Here is a 15,728-nt window from a genome sequence, read left to right as displayed (position 1 = left end):
GTTCAAATCCTGTCTCCGCAATTCTAGGAAAAGCATCATGCAAAAGCATGGTGTTTTTTTATTTTAAGACTGCGACCGACGGGTTCCCGGGGCTTTGGGTGCGACCGCTGCCGGGGGCAGATAAAGGGAGCAGCCAAAGGCGAAGAAACAGGGAGTCTGCCGACCGACTTACAGGAGGGAGAGCAGACGACCATGTAAGAAAGGAAATCTCTTTTCCCTTGGAAAAGACCGAAAAAGCTGTCTGCATCATCTCCCTCGTTACACAAAGTGCAAGGTCGGAAGCTGATAAGCGCAGACGGCTTTTTCTGATGAGGTGGGCTTTTGCAGGCTCAAATCCCTGCACCCCGAAGAAAACGGGGACGCCGCAGGCGGCTTTGCCCAGCAAAGTGCTTGACCCCTGCACCCCGAAGAAAACGGGGACGCCGCAGGCGGCTTTGCCCAGCAAAGTGCTTGACCCTCTCCGCAATTCATAAAAAGACACCATACACGAAAGTGTATGGTGTCTTTTCGTTTATAACCGTCACATCCCCTATTTTTTCTTCTTATTATTTCCACACCATTTTTCTCTTTTCCCCGGAACTTTCCGCTCCCCCTTCCCGTCTATTATTTGATACGCCCTTAACACAATTGTATTTTCCTTCCTTTTTCCTTATAATGGAGTCATACACAACCCCAACACAAAGGAGGGACTTCCATGAAACTGACTGTTTTAATGGACAACCATACAGAAATCGACGTTTACCATCTGGGGGAACCTGCCGTCTCTTACTGGCTGGAAGCAGATGGCAAACGCTTTTTATTCGATACGGGCTATTCTGACGCTTTTTTGAAAAACGCCAAAGCCATGGGCATTGATTTGACCACGGCAGATGCCATTCTGCTTTCTCATGGGCATAACGACCACACCGGCGGTCTGCCTGACCTGCTGGCACTGCCTTTTTCCAAAAAGCCACGGCTCATTGCCCACCCCCATGCCCTGTTGCCTAAGCAGTGGAACGGCATGGACATCGGCAGTCCTCTGTCTATGAAAGAATTGCAGGAAAAAGCCGTGCTGGAATTTGCCGAAGCGCCCTTGTGGCTCACAGACCACCTTGTTTTTCTGGGAGAAATCCCCCATACCGTAGATTTTGAGCCTGCCTATGCCATCGGCGAAACCATCATTGACGGACAGACTGTTCCCGACATCATCAACGATGACACAGCATTGGCTTATGTGACAGACGCAGGTATTTACATCATCACCGGCTGTTCCCATGCCGGCATCTGCAACATCATACAATATGCCAAAGCTGTCACAGGCAAGACAAAAGTACTGGGGCTTCTGGGCGGGCTGCATTTGATGGAAGAAAATGAGCGGAGCCAAAAAACCGTTGATTTTCTGGCAAAAGAACAGATTTCTGCGCTGTATCCCTGCCACTGCACGGCTTTTCCTGTGCGGGCAGCACTTCACGCCGTTTCCCCTATACAGGAAGTGGCTGTGGGCATGACACTGGAATGGGAATAAGGAGGAAATATCATGAAAAAAGAATCTCTTTTTGCTGCCATTGACCAGCGGCAGGCGGAAATCCTGTCTTGGGGCAACGCCTTTTTTGACTGCGCCGAACTGGGTTTTCAGGAAGTGAAAACGGCTGCCGCCATCACAGCCCTGTTAGATCAGTGGAACATCCCCTATGAATCCGGCATTGCCATGACAGGCATCCGCGTTACATTAGGCAGTGGTTCTCCTCATATTGCTTTTGTCAGCGACATGGACGCACTGCCCTGCAAAAGCAAAAACGGCACGGTCCATTCCTGTGGGCACAGCATCCAGACCACGTTAGCACTGACACTGATTCGTGCACTGGCTGACTGCGGTCTTCCAAAGAAAAACAGTGGACGTATCAGTTTTTTCTTCACACCAGCAGAAGAATTCATTGATTTTACTTTCCGTGACCAATGCATTGCCGAAGGCAAAATTCGTTATCGCTCCGGCAAGCAAAACATGATCGCAGAAGGATACTTCGACGATGTGGACTGTGTGCTTTCTGCCCACGCCAACGGCGAAACAGAGTATCTGTTTGACATCAATTCCACACTGGCAGGCTTTCTGGCGAAAAAAGCCGTCTTTCTTGGCACAGCGTCCCACTCTGGGGCAGCGCCCCATCTGGGCAGAAACGCCCTCCACGGCGCGGTACTGGCACAGAACGCACTGTCTTTTCTGAAAGACCGCTTCCCTGCCTCTGCCGGTTTACAGCTGCATCCTGTCATTACGGAAGGCGGCGGCACAGTCAACATCATTCCCGACCGGACGGTCATGGAAACTTACATCCGCGCCAATGACAACGCCACACTGTTTGCCGCAGAGGAACAGGTGGATCAGTGCATCCATCACTGCGCTGCTGCTCTGGGATTAGGCTGCGAAACAGAAACCACACCGGGCTATCTGCCCTTACGTCAGTCTGCGGAAATGAATGAAATGGTGCTGGAAAATATGCTGCTTTTCTGTGAGGAAGATCAGATTCTGCGGAATGTGGTTTCCGGCGCTTCCGGTGACATTGGCGATCTGGGATTTTTGCTGCCTGCGGTGCAGATGGGCTTTTCCGGTATAAAAGGGCAGTTCCACAACGACAATTTCACCATTGCCGACAAAGAAAACTGCTATATTCGCACAGCTAAGGTGCTGGCAGGCACCCTCTTTGACCTGCTGCAAAAGCCAATGCATCAGCCTGCGGAATTTGCGGCAAAAAAAGAAAAATACTTGAAACAGCTGGAAAAAAGACAAAATCTGGAAATCTTTACAGAATCTTGACACACTTTTTATAAAACTTAAAAAATTTGAAAAGGTTTTTCTGCGCTTTCATGGTATAGTAATAGTAGGACAGTATCCTACAAACGTCGTTGATATACATACAACTCGTTTACAAATTGTGAGAAAAAATAAGATATTTAGGATATTTCATATTTTGAGAAGGAATGGGAGGTTTTAGATATGAAACGTTTCCTTACATTGGCAACCACTGCCGCCCTTGTACTGGGCAGCACAAATGCAGTTGCTTTCGGTTCCACTTTTGCAGATATTAACAATGTACCTTGGCCCGGTGCCGCTACATTCATCGAAGAAGCAGCTTCTTTGGGGCTTATGAGCGGCTACACCGAAAACGGCAAAAAATACTGCAAACCCCGCAACAACGTGACTTACTGCGAAGCAACACAGCTCATGTACTCCATCATGAAAACATACTACAAACAGGACGTCACAAACGATACCATCACCAAATGGAAACCCATTATGGATGCGTACAAAATCCCCTCTTGGGCATATAACGCTGTGGCATACGCCCTGGACAAAGGCATCTTGGTTACAAGCGACCTGACAAAATTCATGAAAGGCACCACACAGCAGAACGCCAATAGAGAAGACGTAGGCGTGATTTTCGGCAAAGCTCTGGGCAAAGTTTACACCGTAGATATGGATGCGAAGCTTACTTTCAAAGACGCTGGCTCCATCTCCAAAGCTTCTGTGCCCTATCTGGATCTGCTCTATGACAAAAACATCATGGTAGGTGATGATTACAACAACTTCAATCCCAAAGTAAACATCAACCGTTCCGAAATGGCAGTCCTTTCCGTAAAGACATATAAACTGCTCACCGGCAGCAGCACAGGAGGCAGCACCACCACAAAACCGGAAACACCTTCCAGCGGCTCCGTAACTGGTACCGTTGTGACCACTTCCGTACTGGAAAACGGCGACCTGTTCTGCAGCGTAAAGACTACTACAGGCACTGGTCTGAACCTCTTTGGTGAAAAAGGCACTGCGAAAGCTTATTATGACGGCAAGGAAATCGAATTTTCCGAAATCGGCAGCGGTGACAGCGTCACATTGACTTATAGTGGTGACAGCATCAAATCCATCACTGTTACAAAATCTGTCAACGGCATTGGCTCCAAACAGACCTTTGAACTGGTGGATATGAGTTCCAACAAGATCACTGTCAAAGACGGTTCCAAAGAAAAAACATATACCATGACCGACGATGTGAAGGTATATCTGGATGACAAATCCACAACACCTTCCCGCATCTTCAGCGCACTGGACAACGGCGACGACTTCACCGTTACCATCTATCTCAATGCTGACAACGAAGTCACAAAATTGTATGCCGTTACCCAGAACGACAACCCGAAATCCGGTCTGCTGACAGATCTGGATGATGACGAACTGACAATCAAATCCAACGGCAAATCTTATGACTACGATGTGGACAGCGATGTAGATGTCAAAGACGAACTGACAGATTATTCTTTCAGCGATCTGAAAAAATACTATGATGATACAGATTTCTATGTAACACTGACCACAGACAGCAAAAATGTCGTTACAAAAATCACTGTCAACTATGCGGAAGACGAAGTCAACGGTGTATTGACAGACGTAACATCCAGAAAAATCACCATCGAAGCCCAGGGCGACAGCTATACTTATGATCTGGACACTGACGTAGATGTCAAAGTAGACGGCAAGAGCAAAGACATCGACTTCCTGAAAAAAAACCACGAAGAAACCTCTTACCGTGTTTCCCTGACACTGAACCGCGATGATGATGTTACCGACATCGTTGCCATCGAAGAATCCATGGGCGAATCCAAAGGTATCATCAAAAAGATCAGCAGCGATGAGATCGAAATCAGAAACGATGACGGCGATACATTCACCTATGACCTGCTGGAGGATACAGACGATATCGACGTTACCCTCAACGGCAGCTCTTCTGACTTTGACGAACTGAAAGATCAGTACAAAAAATATGATTATGAAGCACAGCTTTCCTTCAAAAACAAACAGGTTTCTAAAATTGTAGCAGTCAATACAGAAGCCGACGAAGGGGAACTGCGCAAACTGAGTGAAGATGAAATCACCATCCGCGTAGACGGCAGCAACTTTACTTATGATCTGGATGAAGATGTGGAAGTCACACTGGAAGGCGACGACTACACCCTGTCCAAACTCATCCGTGACTTCAAAGATTATGAAAACTTTGATGTCAAACTGAAATTCAACAGCTCCAAGCGCAAAGTAACAGAAATTGAAGCAGACTACGCTTCCTCCAAACGTGAAGTGGAAGGCGACCTGGACGGTATTTCTTCCTCTTGGATCAAAGTAGACGGCGAAAAATATTATCTGTCTGACGATTTTGACAAAGACGATGATGTATACGGCGACGCAAAAGACTATGATGATCTGGATGATAAATATGATGATGGCGACGGCACCGACTTCGTCATTGAACTGAAATTGAACAGCAGCGGCGAAGTTATCCGCATTGACGCAACCGAAGACTAATGCGTCTTTTCCCAAACTGTGACATCAAAAATAATGTTTTTTGATGCGGCTTCATAAAAAACACAAATAGCCGGAATCCTTATACCATAAAGGGTTCCGGCTATTATTGTTTCTGCGGATTATTTTACAGGAAACGCTCCCCTTCTCTCTCATTGGCAAAACGTCATTTCCGCAAAAACAAATGTCTTTTTATTCAGCTTTACCAATGAAAGCTTGATTTTTTTCAAAAAAATGAAAGAGTATTACCAATTTACTTTAGTCTGATAACGTGATAAAATGATAAAGAATTCAGCGATGAAATATTTTAGGGAAAAAATCAATAGAAAAAAGGAGAGATTTGAGTATGAAAAAATATCTTGCTTTGTTTTTGACTATGGCAATGTCCGTTGGTGTACTGGCTGGCTGCGGCGGCGGCAACGAAGAACCCGCTGCAACTGACGGCGCAGATACAGCAGAACGCACCACATTTACAGTAGGCTTTGACGCAGAATATCCCCCTTACGGCTTCAAAAACGACGCTGGCGAATACGTTGGCTTCGACCTGGATCTGGCTCAGGAAGTATGTGACCGCAACGGCTGGGAACTGATCAAACAGCCCATCGACTGGAGCTCCAAAGACATGGAACTGAACAGCGGCACTGTTGACTGTCTGTGGAACGGCTTCACCATGACAGGCAGAGAAAGCGAATATACTTTCTCCGAACCTTATGTAGACAACAGCATCGTATTCGTTGTTCGTCAGGATTCTGACATCCAGACAAAAGAAGATCTGGCTGGCAAAATCGTCATCACGCAGGCTGGTTCCTCTGCACTGACAGCTCTGACCAACACAGAAGACAATGACGAAAACCTGGCTCTGGCAGCTACTTTCGCTTCTCTGGAACAGACACCCGATTACAACAGCGCATTCATGAGTCTGGAAACAGGCGCCGTTGATGCCATCGCCGTTGACATCGGTGTTGCACAGTATCAGCTGACCAACCACAGCGACAAATTCCGTCAGCTGGAAGAACCCCTGTCCACAGAACAGTATGCCATCGCCTTCAAACTGGGCAATGAAGAACTGAGAGATCAGGTTCAGGCTACACTGGACGAAATGGTTGCAGACGGCACATTTGATGCAATCGCAGCAAATTACGCAGATTACAACCTGGATCAGATGGTTTGCCTTGGCAAAGAATAATCAAATATGATACAATACAAGGGCGTGCGGACAATGTTCCGCACGCTTCTTCCCTGTTTATGGATACTGTCTTTCCTTTGAAAGCCTTTGTCCGCACAGGGAGGCTGACATAAAGAAATGGGCTTCCCGTTTTCTTATGTGAGCGCAAAGCGCCAAAACAAAGAAAGGACGAAACAATTTTATGGATGCACAAACCCTTATGAACATCACACAACAATTGGCTGTGGGACTTCTGGATTCCTGCAAAATCTTTTTCCTGACACTGTTATTTTCCATGCCTCTGGGGCTGTTGGTAACCTTTGGGCGCATGTCTAAATGGGCGCCGCTGAAATTCCTTGCGCCCCAAACACTGGTTGAAAAGCTGAAACTGGCACAGTCCGCAGAAGGCAAGGCGGAAAACCTGCCTATGGGCACACGGTTTGCAGGCGGTCTGTTCTTCTTCAAACCCATCCAGTGGATCATCAAAGTATTCATCGCTATTCTGCGTGGTACACCTCTGATGCTGCAGCTGTTCGCCGTTTACTACGGTCCTTACTACCTGTTCGGTATTCCCATCACCAATGAATATCGTTTCACTGCAGTTATCATTGCGTTCTCCATCAACTATGCCGCTTACTTTGCAGAAATCTACCGCGCCGGCATCGAATCCATTCCTGTGGGACAGTATGAAGCAGCTACAGTCCTGGGCTACAACAAAGTCCAGACCTTCCTGCGCATTGTCTTCCCTCAGATGTGCAAACGGATCATGCCCCCTGTAACAAACGAAACCATTACATTGGTCAAAGATACATCCTTTGCCTTCGTTATTTCCTATCCGGAAATGTTCACCATCGCAAAGCAGATCTCTGCGGCACAGACCACCATCATGCCTCTGATCATCGCTGGTGTGTTCTACTTCATCTTCAACGGCATCGTTGCCTTTGTGATGGATAAGATCGAAAAGAAAATGAATTATTATCATTAAGGAGGCAGCCATGAAATTACTGGAAATCAATCACTGCAATAAAAAATTCGGGGACAACGAAGTCCTCAAGGATATCTCCCTTTCTGTAGAAGAAGGACAGGTTGTGAGCATCATCGGACCTTCCGGCTCCGGTAAATCCACACTGCTGCGCTGCGCAACACTGCTGGAAACCATGGACGGCGGCGACCTGATCTATCTGGGAGAATACACAGCAAAAGCTGACGAAACAGGCAAATCCATTTACGGCACCAAAGCCGAACTGCAAAAGGCAAGACAGCACTTTGGTCTGGTATTCCAAAACTTCAACCTGTTTCCTCATTATTCCGTACTGAAAAACATCACAGAACCCCCCATCCTCATCGGCAAACGCCCCAAAGACGAAGTTTACGCCGAAGCAAGAGAACTGCTGAAAAAAATGGGTCTGGCAGACAAAGAAGATGCTTACCCTTACCAGCTTTCCGGCGGTCAGCAGCAGCGTGTATCCATTGCCCGCGCATTGGCAATGAAACCGAAAATCCTGTTCTTCGACGAACCCACTTCCGCCCTTGACCCGGAACTGACAGGGGAAATCCTGCACGTTATCAAAGAACTGGCAGCGGAACACATGACCATGGTCATCGTTACCCACGAAATGAGTTTTGCCCGTGACGTGTCCGATCACATCATTTTCATGGACGGCGGCGTCATTGTGGAAGAAGGGGAACCCAAAGAACTCATCAACAACCCCAAACAGGAACGTACCAAAGCATTCCTGAGCCGCTTCCAGGCATAAGGAGGCACTATGGAACTCCAATTTGTGAAAGTAAGCCCAAATGAAAATATGACACTGCTTATCGAAAGCCCTGTGCCCAGAAGTCAGCATCTGGCAGTGGCAAAGGCACTGATTGCCTACGGCAGTGTTTACGCGGAACAGGCGGGATACATCGAAGAACCGGAAAACAAAGCAGCCTGCGCCCGTCTGCAAATGATGGCTGGGGAATTTTGCGGCAATGCCACCCTTTCTCTGGGGGCATACCTGTTCTCCAAGGAACATCCCCAAACAGGCGCAGAAAAAAACTTCCTGTTAGAAGTATCCGGCGCAGACAGCCTCATCGACTGTCATATGAAAAAAGAAGCTGACGGCTATCTGGGACAGCTTTCCATGCCCATGCCTGCGAAGATTGCCACAGAAACCTATGTACTGGACGGCGTTTCCTATGAACTGGAAACGGTTTATCTGCCGGGCATCACCCACATCATCGTTCCCAAGGCTCTTTGGGGCGAAAAGGCACGGGAAAAGGCAGAACAGGCGACAGCAGCATGGGAAAATCAGATTGCTGAAGAAGCCTTTGGCGTCCTGCTCTTTGACGAAACAGAAATGACGCTGGAACCGCTGGTATGCGTCAAAAACGCCTCTCTCGTATGGGAAAGAGGCTGCGGCAGCGGCACAACCGCCCTTGGTGCGGCTCTGGCAACCAAGAAACAAGATTCCCTTTCTTTGGGATTGAAACAGCCCGGCGGCGTCATGCAGATTGACGCTGAATGGAAAGATGGCTGCCTGTATTCCCTGACATTGATGGTTCATGTAAAAATCGTCGCAGCAGGTACTGCCTATCTAGAATCTTTCTAACAAAAACATATGAAAAACAAGCAAAACCGGAAACCCATATCAATGGATTTCCGGTTTTTTTACGTGTCAGAAAATCATCTGATTTTCCAAAAATCAGGGATTAGGGCCCGGCTGACCCGGTAGGACCGGTAGCACCTGTTTCACCTGTTGCGCCGGTAGGTCCCGTTGCACCTGTTTCGCCTGTTGCGCCCGTAGGTCCTGTGGGACCTGTTTCACCGGTAGCTCCTGTTGCGCCGCCTTCCCCGGTAGGACCAGTTGCGCCTGTTGCACCACTTTCCCCAGTAGGTCCTGTTGCGCCCGTTGCGCCACTTTCCCCAGTAGGTCCTGTTGCGCCCGTTGCGCCTCTTTCCCCAGTAGGTCCTGTTGCGCCCGTTGCGCCGCTTTCACCAGTAGGTCCCGTTGCGCCCGTTGCACCACTTTCCCCGGTAGGTCCAGTAGGTCCCGTTGCGCCAATTTGACCAGTAGGTCCTGTAGGTCCTGTTTCACCGGTAGGTCCAGTAATGCTCAAGCCCGCAATGCCGGTAGGTCCTGTGGGACCAGTTACGCCGATGCCTGTTGCTCCTGTTGCACCCGTTGCCCCTGTTGCGCCGGTTGCACCTGTTGCGCCGGTGGGTCCTGTAATACCGCCGCCTGTGCCTGTTGCGCCCGTTGCACCGGTGGGACCTGTGGCACCGGTAGGACCTGTTGCGCCAGTAATGCCTGCTGCACCTGTGATACCGGTAGCACCTGTCACGCCCGGGGCACCTGTAGGACCTGTAGGTCCCGTTACACCGGTGATGACAACCACATAACATCCGGGCCAGCATTCCGGCCAGCAGCCAGGATTGCAGGGATTACAGGAATTGCAGTCTGGATGCCATGGATTGCAGTCAGGACGGCAGCGGTTTTGATTCTGTCCGCCGCAGGAATGACCGGTATATCCATTCTGTCCGCCTGTGTAACAGCCGCCGCTGTTTCCCGTATTCCGGGGCACAGGTTCACAGCCGAATCCGCCGTACCAGCCGCTGCCGCGGCGATTATACCCGTTTCCGTCGGGATTTCGATACATACGCATTCCCCTCTTTTCCTTATCCTTTTCTGTGTTCATTTTATATTATGTACGCTGCCCAAAATTGTGCCCCTTTTCTCCTGCAAACAAAAAAAGAGAGAGGATTTGTATCCTCTCTCTGCTTTATTATGCTTCCAGATTTGCTTCTGTTGTTTCTTCCGGTTTTCTTTTCAGAATTTCCATGAATTCTTCACCGGTGATGGTTTCTTTTTCCAGCAGATAAGCGGAAATTTCATCCAGCTTATCTTTATGGCTGCTGATAATCTGATATGCCTTGTCATGGGCTTCTTTGACCATGGCAATGACTGCCGCGTCAATACGAGTTGCGGTTTCATTGGAGCAAGCCAATGTGGTATCGCCGCCCAAATACTGGTTGTTGATGGTTTCCAGCGCCACCATGCCGAACTCATCGCTCATGCCGTAACGAGTAATCATGGCTCTTGCCATACGGGTTGCCTGCTCAATATCATTGGAAGCCCCGGTGGTGATGGAATGGAACTGAATTTCTTCTGCCACACGACCGCCGGTGAGTGTTGCAATTTTATTGAAGGCTTCTTCCTTATTCATCAGGAATTTTTCGCCCTCATCAATCTGGAGGGTATAACCCAATGCACCGGAAGTTCTGGGAATGATGGTAATCTTATGAACAGGTGCGGAATTTTTCTGCAAAGCCGCTACCAGCGCATGACCAACTTCGTGGTATGCAATGATGGCTTTTTCCTCTTTGGAAATAACCGCGCCTTTCCGCTGATAACCTGCCAGAATCACTTCTACGCTTTCTTCCAGGTCTGTCTGACTTACTTTATCCCGCCCCATACGCACCGCACGGAGAGCGCCTTCGTTGATGATATTGGCAAGTTCCGCACCGGAAGCACCGCTGGTTGCTCTTGCCACAGCGCCAAAGTCAATGTTGTCTTCCATTTTGATTTTTGCCGCATGGACTTTCAAAATGGCTTCTCGACCCTGCAGGTCAGGCAGTTCCACAGGGATTCTTCTGTCGAAACGACCGGGACGCAGGAGGGCTTTGTCCAGTGTTTCGGGACGGTTGGTAGCTGCCAGAATGACAACACCTTTTGTGGCGTCGAAACCATCCATTTCTGTCAGCAGCTGGTTCAGGGTCTGTTCTCTTTCGTCGTTGCCGCCCATGCCGTTGCCGTCACGTTTTTTCCCGATGGTATCAATTTCGTCGATGAATACGATACAAGGGGCTTTTTCCCCTGCCTGTTTGAACAGGTCACGAACTTTTGCCGCACCCATACCAACGAACATTTCCACAAATTCAGAACCAGAAATGGAGAAGAAAGGTACATTGGCTTCCCCGGCTACTGCCTGGGCCAGCAGAGTTTTACCAGTACCCGGAGGACCTACCAGCAGGGCGCCTTTTGGCATTTTCGCACCTACGCTGGTATATTTCGCAGGGTTATGCAAAAAGTCTACGATTTCTTTCAGTGCTTCTTTGGCTTCGTCCTGTCCTGCAACGTCTTTGAATGTCTTACCAGTCTGGGCTTTTACATAAACCTTGGCGTTAGACTTGCCAAAAGCCATGGCATTGGCACCAAAGCCGCCTTTCTTCATCATTCTGCCGAACACCAGCCGCCAGAACAGGAAGAACAGCAGGAACATGATGAGGGAACTCATCCATGGTGAAACTTCTTTGGGTTCAATGGCAGAGAAGTTTGCCCCAGCCGCATACAAACGGTCTACCAGCATATTATCCTGCATCCGCACGGTGCAGTAGAGCATTTCGTGCTGCTGCTGACCGGGGAAAATCTGGGTCTGGGGTTCCTCGTTGGTATCTTCTTTCAGGGAATAATAGATCACATCCTCATTGACCTGTACCTGATCGATATTCTTTGCTTCCAATTCGTCCAAGAACACATTGTAACTTACTTCCTGCACCGTGTTATTGGCAAACATGGGCAGTACCAGCCAGTTGATCACAAACATTACCGCCAGGGCAATGAGCCAGTAATAAATCAACGGCTTCTTCTGGTTTTCCATATACATTCACTCGCCTTTCTGCTCGTCGTATGTAAGCATATCTTCCTGTAGATTTGCTTTCATCTTTTCCAATATTTCCAAAAAAACTTCTATTTCTGCTTTCGATAGTCCCCGCAGAGCGATTTTTTCCATCCGCACCACAGCCATTTCTACCTCTCGATGCAGGCTTTTTGCCTGAGGCGTCAAAATAATCCGTTTCAGTCTGGCATCTTCTTCCACAGACAACCGCTGGATCAGACCTTTTTTCTCCATGCCTTTGAGAATCCCCGTCACCGTGGAACGGCGTACATGAAATTCCGCCTCCAGATCTCGCTGGAACACATCCTGCTCCTGATGCTGATAGAGATACTCCAATATGAATAGCTGCATCCCCGTCAGATTTGTAGCCTCTACGCAGGTCGTGCAGGCGTTGGCACTGTGCCGCATGAGATTGGACACCATTTTCCATTCCAGACAAAAGGAAATTTTCGGCTGCATCCTGTCACCTCCAAAAAATGTTAGGGTACTAACTGTATCTTTCCCTAACAGTATAGCACCCTTTCATCCACTGTATGTGAATAAATTGTAAACATTTTATGAACTTATGAATCTTTTGACCGCTGGATATCTGCCCCCAAAGCCCGCAGCTTTTCCTCAATGCGGTCATACCCCCGTTCAATGTGGTAAATATCACTGATTTCCGTTTCTCCTCTGGCTGCCAGTGCCGACAAAATCAGGGCTGCTCCTGCCCGCAGGTCTGTGGCACGGACGCTGGTTCCCGTCAGGCTGTCCACACCTTCGATAATGGCGGAACGGCTGTCTATCTTAATATCTGCCCCCATGCGCTGCAATTCTGCCGCATGCATGAACCGATTTTCGAATACGGTCTCCGTGATAACACTGGTGCCCTTTGTAACCGCTGCCAAACTCATAAACAACGCCTGCATATCCGTTGGAAAGCCGGGATAAGGCATGGTTTTCAGCTGTATGGGACGAAGTCTGCCCTTCCGGTACACCCGCAGTCCCGATGATGTCACTTCCGTCTTGGCATTACACTCTGTCAATTTGGCAATGACAGGAGTCAAATGTTCCTGTCGCACCTGTTCTAACAAAATATCGCCGCCAGTGATGGCAGCTGCCGTCATAAACGTTCCTGCCTCTATGCGATCGGAAATGACATTGTGTGTGGCACCATGCAGCCGTTTCTGCCCCTGAATGACAATGGTGTCTGTGCCGTCCCCAGTAATTTCCGCCCCCATTTTTCGCAAAAAATCCGCCAGATCACATATTTCTGGCTCTGCTGCCGCATTCTCAATGGTGGTGGTGCCCTTTGCCAGTGTCGCCGCCATCATGATATTTTCTGTTGCTCCTACGCTGGGAAAATCCAGATAAACCCGTTTGCCACGCAAGCCGTTTTTTGCCGAAAGCTCCACCACTCCATGTTCCAGTTTATGGACTGCCCCCATGATGGAAAATCCTTTCAAATGCAAATCCACCGGTCTGCTGCCAATGGGACAGCCGCCGGGCAAAGGCAGTGCTGCCTGATGACATCTTGTCAGCAAAGGTCCTGCTGCCAGAAAAGACGCCCGCATGGCACAGGCATTTTTCTCCGCCGCCTGCTGATTGGATAATGTTTCGCTGCAAATGCGCATGGTTTCCGTAAGCCCATCATAAGATGTTTCTGCGCCAAATTCCTCCAATAATTCTGCCATTTCCATGACATCTGTCAATGCTGGCACGTTTGTAATGGTGCAGGGTTCTTCTGTCAGCAGACAAGCTGCCAGTATGGGTAAAACGGCATTTTTCGCTCCACTGATCCGCACCGTACCGTGAAGGGCTTCGCTTTGCCGTACAATCAATTTTTCCATGGTTCTGACCTCGTTTTTTCTGAAATTTGTGTTTTTAGTATGCCCATGGAACACATTCGCAGTCTGAAAAATCAAGGGAAAAAACGCAATTTTTTGTCAGAAAAATAGGGCTTTACATCCCGAAAAAATCCGTGTATAATTAACCATGAACTTTGCGGATGTAGTTCATTGGTAGAATGAAAGCTTCCCAAGCTTTAGAGGCGGGTTCGATTCCCGTCATCCGCTTTTTGACCTGTTGGCAATGCCAGCAGGTTTTTTTATTTTTAAAAAAAATCCCTTTTTTATGAAACCTTTCTTTTTTCCTTCCGTCAAACAAAACAGAAAACATCGGAAACAAACATAAATCAAAAAAATCGCGACAACAAAAGGAGGATGCTTATTATGAAACGAAATGTCATTACAGCTTTGTCATTAACCGCAGTTCTGCTTTGCGGCACCACAACAGCTTTTGCCCAAGAAGCACAGGCACCTGTTGCTGAAAACCCTTCCGCAGAGGCACCCATTCCCGCTCTGCCGGAACGGTATCTGGCTTACAGCAGAATCACTGACATCCGCAAAGAAAACGGCGTCATCAAATCCATCACTGCTGAAGATGTGCAGGATCAGACAGTGATTTATATCGTATCTGAAGATACCCTGTGTCTGGACAGCGGTAGAGGCGCACAGATGGACATCAATGACCTGAAAGTTGGTGACGGCGTATACTTCTATCATAGTCCTGCCATGACCATGAGTATTCCTCCACAGACCTCTGTGGAAGCCATTGTGGGCAATATGCCTATGGACGTAGCTTGTGCCCGTTTCCACACCGTAGAGGCAGTGGAAAACACACAGAACGGCATCCGCATTACCACCGACCAGGGCGGACTGTATATCACTGTCGCAAAAGATGCCACAGCAACATCCTATGTAGACAACAGTGCCTTTGATCTGGCTGATCTGAAGGAAGGCGACCGGATTTTCACATGGTATGATGTTGTAGCAGAAAGTTACCCCGCTCAGGCTGGTGTAAATCGCGTTGTGGTGGTTCCTGCTGCGGAAGATGCAGAAGAAGATACAGAAACAGCAGCATCTCCTGTGAAAATTTCCTACAGCAAATCCGAAATGACCACAAAAGACGATGTAACCTGCGTACCTCTGCGGGAAACAGCTGACGCTTTGGGCTTAACCCTTACATGGGACCGTGACAGCCGCACAGCTACACTGGAAAGCGACACACGCGCCATGGATCTGGCAGAAGGCAAAGACCTGTATGTTTCCACATCAACCATTCCCGGTGCCGTTGGCATGACTTCTCCCGGCACATTGGGCGTTGCGCCTTATATCGCCGATGATGGCGCTATGTATGTGCCTGCGGAAGCCTTTGAATGGCTGGTAGGCTATGACGTTACAGAAGATGACACTACCGTTACCATCGCTGCGGAAAAATAAAAATTATCCTATCTAAATAAAAAATAGTGAACTGAACCCAAAAAGTTAGACAATATTTTCAAATTAAAATTGTTTAAGAAGCCAGAAGGGCTTGTTGTCTGTAAATTGCAGGTGGCAAGCCCTTTAACTTTGCTTTGATTCGATGGTTATTATAATAATCTAAATATTCCACCAGTTCCTGCTTGAAATGTTCCATAGATTGAAACTGTTGAAGATAGAGAAGTTCGCTCTTGAGCAATCCAAAGAAATTTTCCATGACAGCATTGTCCAGACAGTTACCCTTTCGGCTCATACTTTGCCGGATTCCTTTTTGTTTGAGCAT

14 protein-coding genes and 1 tRNA gene are annotated in these 15,728 nt (G+C 48.3%); 10 read left to right on the top strand and 5 right to left on the bottom strand.

What is annotated here, in order from left to right; all coding sequences use genetic code 11:
* The first annotated feature begins 218 nt into the window (after positions 1-218).
* The 8 genes from BUB35_RS18905 (at position 219) to BUB35_RS14965 (ending at position 9,079) form a co-directional block, all read left to right on the top strand.
* Positions 219-473, top strand: a complete 255-nt coding sequence (locus BUB35_RS18905) for a hypothetical protein (protein ID WP_143185471.1) — start codon at positions 219-221, stop codon at positions 471-473.
* A 221-nt stretch (positions 474-694) separates the two neighbouring features.
* On the top strand, positions 695-1,504 hold the full coding sequence (locus BUB35_RS14995; protein ID WP_072853060.1) for an MBL fold metallo-hydrolase: 810 nt from the start codon (positions 695-697) through the stop codon (positions 1,502-1,504).
* 12 nt (positions 1,505-1,516) lie between these two features.
* Entirely contained in the window at positions 1,517-2,788 is a 1,272-nt protein-coding gene (locus BUB35_RS14990) for an amidohydrolase (protein ID WP_072853058.1), read from the top strand.
* Between the two features lie 180 nt (positions 2,789-2,968).
* Entirely contained in the window at positions 2,969-5,323 is a 2,355-nt protein-coding gene (locus tag BUB35_RS14985; protein WP_072853055.1) for an S-layer homology domain-containing protein, read from the top strand.
* Between the two features lie 343 nt (positions 5,324-5,666).
* Positions 5,667-6,506, top strand: coding sequence for an amino acid ABC transporter substrate-binding protein (locus BUB35_RS14980; RefSeq protein ID WP_072853053.1), 840 nt, complete (start codon positions 5,667-5,669; stop codon positions 6,504-6,506).
* 181 nt (positions 6,507-6,687) lie between these two features.
* Positions 6,688-7,470, top strand: coding sequence for an amino acid ABC transporter permease (locus tag BUB35_RS14975; RefSeq protein ID WP_242949272.1), 783 nt, complete (start codon positions 6,688-6,690; stop codon positions 7,468-7,470).
* 10 nt (positions 7,471-7,480) lie between these two features.
* Positions 7,481-8,242 carry an amino acid ABC transporter ATP-binding protein gene (locus BUB35_RS14970; protein WP_072853051.1) on the top strand — a complete coding sequence of 254 codons (762 nt, stop codon included), beginning with the start codon at positions 7,481-7,483 and terminating at the stop codon, positions 8,240-8,242.
* A 9-nt stretch (positions 8,243-8,251) separates the two neighbouring features.
* The gene (locus BUB35_RS14965) at positions 8,252-9,079 is read left to right on the top strand and encodes a hypothetical protein (RefSeq protein ID WP_072853049.1); all 828 of its coding nucleotides are present in this window, start codon (positions 8,252-8,254) and stop codon (positions 9,077-9,079) included.
* A 100-nt stretch (positions 9,080-9,179) separates the two neighbouring features.
* On the opposite strand, the gene BUB35_RS14960 is transcribed toward BUB35_RS14965, so the two are convergent.
* From BUB35_RS14960 to murA, 4 genes are all read right to left on the bottom strand, one after another.
* Positions 9,180-10,127: a collagen-like domain-containing protein gene (locus tag BUB35_RS14960; protein ID WP_330391247.1), complete on the bottom strand. Its 948-nt coding sequence runs from the start codon at positions 10,125-10,127 to the stop codon at positions 9,180-9,182.
* 126 nt (positions 10,128-10,253) lie between these two features.
* Entirely contained in the window at positions 10,254-12,128 is a 1,875-nt protein-coding gene (gene ftsH / locus BUB35_RS14955; protein WP_096348642.1) for an ATP-dependent zinc metalloprotease FtsH, read from the bottom strand.
* Between the two features lie 6 nt (positions 12,129-12,134).
* Positions 12,135-12,605, bottom strand: a complete 471-nt coding sequence (locus tag BUB35_RS14950) for a MarR family winged helix-turn-helix transcriptional regulator (protein WP_072853046.1) — start codon at positions 12,603-12,605, stop codon at positions 12,135-12,137.
* Between the two features lie 104 nt (positions 12,606-12,709).
* Positions 12,710-13,975: a UDP-N-acetylglucosamine 1-carboxyvinyltransferase gene (gene murA, locus BUB35_RS14945; protein WP_072853044.1), complete on the bottom strand. Its 1,266-nt coding sequence runs from the start codon at positions 13,973-13,975 to the stop codon at positions 12,710-12,712.
* A gap of 154 nt (positions 13,976-14,129) precedes the next feature.
* Between murA and BUB35_RS14940 the strand changes: the two genes are divergently transcribed.
* A tRNA-Gly gene (locus tag BUB35_RS14940) sits at positions 14,130-14,200 on the top strand.
* Between the two features lie 156 nt (positions 14,201-14,356).
* Positions 14,357-15,406, top strand: a complete 1,050-nt coding sequence (locus BUB35_RS14935; RefSeq protein ID WP_072853042.1) for a stalk domain-containing protein — start codon at positions 14,357-14,359, stop codon at positions 15,404-15,406.
* A gap of 73 nt (positions 15,407-15,479) precedes the next feature.
* On the opposite strand, the gene BUB35_RS14930 is transcribed toward BUB35_RS14935, so the two are convergent.
* A partial coding sequence (locus BUB35_RS14930) for an IS3 family transposase (protein WP_143185470.1) occupies positions 15,480-15,728 on the bottom strand: 249 nt, incomplete at its 5' end.

Source organism: Anaerotignum lactatifermentans DSM 14214, assembly GCF_900142265.1.
GTDB lineage: Bacteria > Bacillota > Clostridia > Lachnospirales > Anaerotignaceae > Anaerotignum > Anaerotignum lactatifermentans.
The sequence above is the reverse complement of the archived record's forward strand: the minus strand, read 5'-3'. Positions and strand labels throughout refer to the sequence as shown.